7 protein-coding genes are annotated in these 5,411 nt (G+C 71.1%); 2 read left to right on the plus strand and 5 right to left on the minus strand.

Annotated elements, in window-relative coordinates; all coding sequences use genetic code 11:
- Positions 1-444: 444 nt before the first annotated feature.
- On the plus strand, positions 445-891 hold the full coding sequence (locus FV234_RS25035; protein ID WP_238272576.1) for a hypothetical protein: 447 nt from the start codon (positions 445-447) through the stop codon (positions 889-891).
- A 290-nt stretch (positions 892-1,181) separates the two neighbouring features.
- Here FV234_RS25035 and FV234_RS25040 read toward each other — a convergent pair whose 3' ends face one another.
- The 3 genes from FV234_RS25040 to FV234_RS27025 all read right to left on the minus strand — a co-directional run bounded on the left by FV234_RS25040 (position 1,182) and on the right by FV234_RS27025 (position 2,488).
- The gene (locus tag FV234_RS25040) at positions 1,182-1,619 is read right to left on the minus strand and encodes a PRC-barrel domain-containing protein (RefSeq protein WP_147832345.1); all 438 of its coding nucleotides are present in this window, start codon (positions 1,617-1,619) and stop codon (positions 1,182-1,184) included.
- A 90-nt stretch (positions 1,620-1,709) separates the two neighbouring features.
- Positions 1,710-2,192, minus strand: coding sequence for a DUF2721 domain-containing protein (locus FV234_RS25045; RefSeq protein WP_147832346.1), 483 nt, complete (start codon positions 2,190-2,192; stop codon positions 1,710-1,712).
- Between the two features lie 173 nt (positions 2,193-2,365).
- A complete protein-coding gene (locus FV234_RS27025; protein WP_281407971.1) occupies positions 2,366-2,488 on the minus strand; it encodes a hypothetical protein in 123 nt (40 codons plus the stop codon).
- Positions 2,489-2,704: 216 nt separating this feature from the next.
- Between FV234_RS27025 and FV234_RS25050 the strand changes: the two genes are divergently transcribed.
- Positions 2,705-3,061 (plus strand): SWIB/MDM2 domain-containing protein, encoded by a 357-nt coding sequence (locus FV234_RS25050; RefSeq protein WP_147754595.1) that lies wholly within the window; start codon positions 2,705-2,707, stop codon positions 3,059-3,061.
- Between the two features lie 112 nt (positions 3,062-3,173).
- On the opposite strand, the gene FV234_RS25055 is transcribed toward FV234_RS25050, so the two are convergent.
- Both FV234_RS25055 and FV234_RS25060 read right to left on the minus strand, forming a co-directional pair.
- Positions 3,174-3,971, minus strand: a complete 798-nt coding sequence (locus tag FV234_RS25055) for an SDR family NAD(P)-dependent oxidoreductase (protein WP_147832347.1) — start codon at positions 3,969-3,971, stop codon at positions 3,174-3,176.
- A gap of 63 nt (positions 3,972-4,034) precedes the next feature.
- Positions 4,035-5,381 carry an MFS transporter gene (locus FV234_RS25060; protein ID WP_246686305.1) on the minus strand — a complete coding sequence of 449 codons (1,347 nt, stop codon included), beginning with the start codon at positions 5,379-5,381 and terminating at the stop codon, positions 4,035-4,037.
- Positions 5,382-5,411: the final 30 nt, after the last annotated feature.

Genomic DNA, 5,411 nt, shown 5'->3' on the forward strand with positions numbered 1-5,411 from the left:
CCTCGCCGGCGGCCGGGGCGGCCTGGGGGGCGGGCGTCTGCGCGATGGCGGACGCGCTCCCGAAGGGGGCGGTCCAAAGGGTGATCGTCGCGGTCGCGATCATCCGGATCGATGTGGTCACGCAAGGTCCTCAAGTGCTGGCGTCGGCGCGGCGCGGCCGTGGCGCGGCGGGGATCTGTCCACCGGGTCGTCACGGGCTGCGGGAGCGCGACCTTCGCATGCCGTTCGACCAAGGCGAAGTTGTGAATCGCGATCCGCGGGCGGACCCGCATGTTTCGGGCCGTTCGCTCTCGCCTCGGCCGCGCCTGCGGCTCACGAGCCGTCCCGCGGCGGACGCGGCGGCGTCTGGTTTTCGCCCAATCTGCATCGTAGACAGGCCGTCAACCCCGTCACGGCGGCCCGGTTCGAGACCGGCCGCCACGAGGAAACAGGACCGCACCGCCCATGTCTGCCCGGATCTCGTCTGCCGCAATTTCGTCCGTCACGACCGGCGCGCTGCGCCTGCGCCGCCCGCTCGCCCTGACGGCCGCCGCGCTCTCCCTCGGCGCGGCCCTGGCCGGGTGCCAAGCGCTCGGCGGTGCGCTGGGCGGCGGCGGCGGCGTGATGCCGGCGGCCGAGGTCGGCCCGCCGCCGTCGCTGCGCAGCGCCCTGCCGGGCCGCGAGGCACGCATGGCCAACGTCGACGCCGACGGCCGCCCGCTGGCGACCGCCCCGACCCGGACCCTCGACCTGCCCCGCGACAAGCGCAACGAGGCGCGCGCGGCCAACGACGGCCCGCGCCGCATCCGCCGCGACGAGATCGACGGAGAGCCGACCGCCGGCGGTTCGTCGAGCTCGATGGCGCCGGCCCTGACCCCGGGCGGTGGCGTCGGCCTCGGTGGCAAGTTCTAGCAGGCTGCTGAAAAAGTCGGGCGAGGTAGAACAATCATCTCCGAATCACACCATTTGTTAGAGAATGGGGCGGTTCTCGCGTCTCGACGGTTCTCGATCGTGGGGGCTCGGCCCAAGAGTGCCTGCGGCAGGAGAACGTCTTTCTCCATCTCGGGACTTTTTCAGCAGCCTGTTAGAGCATTTTCAAGCGAGGTGGATGCCGGCTCGCGTGAAGAAAATACGACCAAACAGCAGGTTAGAGCATTCTCCGTGATCCAGAGATCACGGAGAATGCTTTAACCCGTCACGTTCTAGACGGCCGCCGTCAGCCGCGGGCCGTAATAGTCGTCGAGCCGGCCGCCATAGGCCGGGTCGGCGAAGCCGTCCTCGCCCGGGCCGTGGCTCGGCGCGCCGGCGAGCGTCGCCGGGTCGATGTCGACCACGTAGCCGCTTAGTTCGACGCTGTAGGTCAGCGCCTTCCACGGCAGCGGGTGGTGGTTCTCGCCGAGGCCAAGGAAGCCGCCGAACGCGAGCACCGCGTAGGCGACCTGGCCCGAGACCTTGTCGACCATGAAGTTGTGCACCGTTCCGAGGTGCTTGCCGGCCGCGTCGTAGACCGCCGTGCCCTCGACCTTGTTCGAGGCGATCAGCCGGACGGTCTCGTCGATGGCCACGCCCTCGCCGGAGGGGTCGAGCTCCATCGAGCCGGGCTTGCGGATGCTGCGCTCGTTGGGAAGTTCCGTCGGCATCGCGATCTCCCTTATCGCAAGGACTGGGTCGCCCGGTGATCCGGGCGTCGGCCTAGGAAAGCCCGGATTCGCGATGGGTTCCGCCGCGTCTCAGCCTTCTGGCCCGGCTTCCGCCTCGGCCCGGCGCAGGGCGACCCGGTTGCGGACGCCGCGGCTGGCAAACAGCATCTCGGCGCCGAAGGCGACCAGGGCCAGGAGCGTGCATAGGATCGCCGCGCCGAACAGCGCGAACAGCACGCCGGCCACGGTGGCGTCGCGGAGCGCGCCGACGAAGAGCGTGAGGACGGCGCCGCAGGTCGAGACGCCCGAGAGCGCCGCCAGCACCACCGCCGCGTCGAGCAGCAGCGCGCGCAGCCGCAGGCGGTCGAGCCGGTGGTCGAGGCACAGGCGCTCCGTCTCGGTCGCGCCGGCGAGCAGGCCTGAGACCCGCTCGGCCTGGTCCGAGACGCGGGCGAGGCGGGCGCCGAAGACGTTGAGCAGGGTCGCGACCCCGGACAGCAGGAACACCGGCGTCAGCGCCACCTGGATGATGTGCGCGATGCCGTCGAGGGTGTTCGGCTCGAGGCTCGACATGGAAGGGGCGTTCCGCGGCGGGAGGACGAAGGCGGGGAGGGCCGTCCTCCGCCGCCTGAAACGTCCGGGCGGCCGGCCGGTTCGCCCGGATCGCGTCTTGCGTGCAAGGCGAAGGACGCGCCTGCGCGCAAGACGTCGATCCCAAGTCTTCGATGCGGGGCGGGCGTCCGACCTCAGACCAGCCCGGCGCCGGGCGGTCGCTCGCAAGCATTCGGCTCGGACGCGATGCCGAGCCCGAGGCAGAGGACCAGGGCGAACGCGGACACGAAGGCGAGGGCGAGGGCGGTGCTGACCATCCTCGGATCTGTCTTCCGATCCGGTGAAGAAAGGGTTTCGCCGCGCGAAATCCGGCGCCACGTGTGCCCGCTGGCGTCACACCCTGTGGATGATAACGGGAACTGTTCCTGTTTTCCCTTGGAACGGCAGCGCTAGCCCTTAGTTCTTGCTGCTAGGCTACCCCCTGCTGCGGGGATGTCACGTTCACGCTCGCAGCGAGAACCGGAGGAACCCCCATGGCAACCAAGACGACGGAAAAGGCCGCTCCGAAGGCGGCGAAAGAGACCAAGGATGCCAAGCCCGCGAAGGCCGCGGCCCCCAAGGCGACCAAGGCCGCCGCCGGCGCGAAGCCCAACGCCCTGCAGCAGCCGCTGAAGCCCTCGGCCGACCTCGGCGCCATCGTCGGCACCAACCCGATCCCGCGCGGCGAGGTCGTCAGCAAGGTCTGGGAATACATCAAGAAGCACAATCTCCAGAACCCGGAGAACAAGCGCGAGATCCTCGCCGACGACAAGCTCAAGAAGGTCTTCGGCAAGGACAAGTGCAGCATGTTCGAGATGAATAAGCACCTCGCCGCCCACCTGAAGGCCTGAGCCGGTCGCGCCCCGTCCTCGGCCCGGTCCGGAGACCTCGTTCCCGGATCGTCCCGTGCCGGCGGGCGCCCGAACGGGGCGGCCTCGCGCCGCCCCGCGCGTCGTCCGCCCGCTACGCGATGTTGCGCAGGACGCCACCATCCACCCGGAGCGCCGCGCCGCTGGTCGCGCTCGCTGCCGGGCTGCAGACGTAGGCCACCATGTTGGCCACCTCCTCGACGCTGGCTAGCCGTCCGATCAGCGACGTCGGCCGGTGCTCTGCGACGAACTTCCGGCCGAGCGCATCGAGGTCGGCCTCGCCCGATCCCTTGGCCATCTGCTTCATGAACTCGGCGACGCCCTCCGAAAGGGTCGGGCCGGGCAGCACGCTGTTGACTGTCACGCCGGTGCCGGAGACCGTCTCGGCGAGCCCGCGGGAGACTGCGAGCTGCGCGGTCTTCGTCATCCCGTAATGGACCATCTCGACCGGGATGTTGATGCCGGACTCGCTGGCGATGAACACCACCCGGCCCCAGCCGCGCGCCACCATCCCCGGTGCGTAGGCGCGCGACAGCCGCACGCCGCTCATCACGTTGACGTCGAAGAAGCGCTGCCAGTCCGCGTCCGGAATCTCGAAGAATGGCTTGGGCTCGAAGATCCCGGTGTTGTTGACCAGGATGTCCACGTCCGGCAGCGCTGCCACGAGCGCATCGACGCCCTCGGCCGTCGCCACGTCGCCGACCGCCGCGAAGGGCTCGCCCGCCGGGTTTTCCGCGCGCAGTCGCGCGATCGCCGCCTCGACGCGCTGGGCCGTGCGCCCGTTGATGCCGACGCGGGCGCCCAGCTCGAGCAGCGCCTTGGCGATGCCGTAGCCGATGCCGCCGGTGGAGCCGGTGACGAGGGCGCTGCGGCCCTTCAGGTTCATGTCCATGCTGGTCGATCCCTGTTGTGGATGTCCGTCAACGCGGCCCCCGCGCCCCGGGTGGCATGCAGCCTACCCGGCCCTGCCCCGCCGCAGCACGCTGGCGCAGCCGCCGAACAGCGCGAGCAGCACCGCGCACCACAACGCCGCCGAGACCGCCCGGTCCGATCCGGCGCCGTGGGTGATCCCGAAGATCACCGCCACCATCGCCGCGCCCAGCGACTGGCCGGTGAGCCTGGCGGTCGACTGCATGCCGCTGGCGCCGCCGCTGCGCTCGCGCGGGGCCGAGGTGATGATCACCTTGTTGTTCGGGGTCTGGAACAGGCCGAAGCCGAGGCCGCACAGCGTCAGCCGCCAGACGACGTCGAGGGTCGCGGGCGCGGCCGGCAGCAGCGCCATCGCGGCGATGCCGGACGCCATCAGACCGAGGCCGACGCCCCCGAGCAGGCCCGGCGGGTAACGGTCGGCGAGCCGTCCGGAGATCGCCGCCATCGCCGCGATCGCGATCGGCCACGGCGTCATCAGGAAGCCGGTCTGCGTGCCCGAGAGGTGCAACACGTCCTGGAAGTAGAAGGGCAGGGCGATGTAGGCGCTCATCTGCGCAGCGAACGCGGCGATCGAGGTCGCCATCGACAGCGCGAAGGCCGGGATCCGCAGCAGGTCCACCGGCAGCAGCGGCGCCGGCAGGCGCAGCTGGTACAGCACGAACACCGCGCCGACCGCGATCGCCGCCCCGATCTCGGCGAAGGCGACCATCCGCCCGGCGGGGTCGCCGAGCCGATCGACGCCGACGATCAGCAGGCCGAAGGTCAGCGCGTTCAGCACCGCGCTCAACGCATCGAACCGCGCGCCGCTGCGCGGCGTCGCCGGCAGCGTCCGCGGGGCGACGAAGAGCGCGAGCCCGCCCACCGGCAGGTTGACCAGGAACAGCCAGGGCCAGGACGCCACCGAGAGGATCGCGGCGGCGACCGTCGGGCCGGCCGCCGAGGCGACGGCGACGACGAGCGCGACGTTGCCGACGCCGCGGCCGATCATCCGGTGGGGGTAGATGAAACGCACCAGCGCGATGTTCACGCTCATCACGCCGGCGGCCCCGAGCCCCTGCGCGAGGCGCCCGGCGACGAGGAAGCCGAGGCTCGGCGCGAAGGCGCAGGCGAGAGAGGCCGCCACGAACACCGTGAGCCCGGCGAGGTACACGCGCTTGTAGCCGAGGATGTCGCCGAGCGAGGCGAAGGGCAGGAGCGCCGCCGTCACCGCGATCTGGTAGCCGTTGACCACGAAGATCGCCGCGGACGGGTCGACGGCGAGGTCCTTGGCCATCACCGGCAGCGCCACGTTGACGATCGCCCCATCGAGCACCGCCATGGTCATGGCGAGCGACACCGCCGCCATCGCCAGAAGGCGCTCGCGCGGCGGCAGCCCGTCTGACGCCTGGGTGGGGGCCGGGGG

This window comes from Methylobacterium sp. WL8 (assembly GCF_008040045.1).
Lineage (GTDB): Bacteria > Pseudomonadota > Alphaproteobacteria > Rhizobiales > Beijerinckiaceae > Methylobacterium > Methylobacterium cerastii.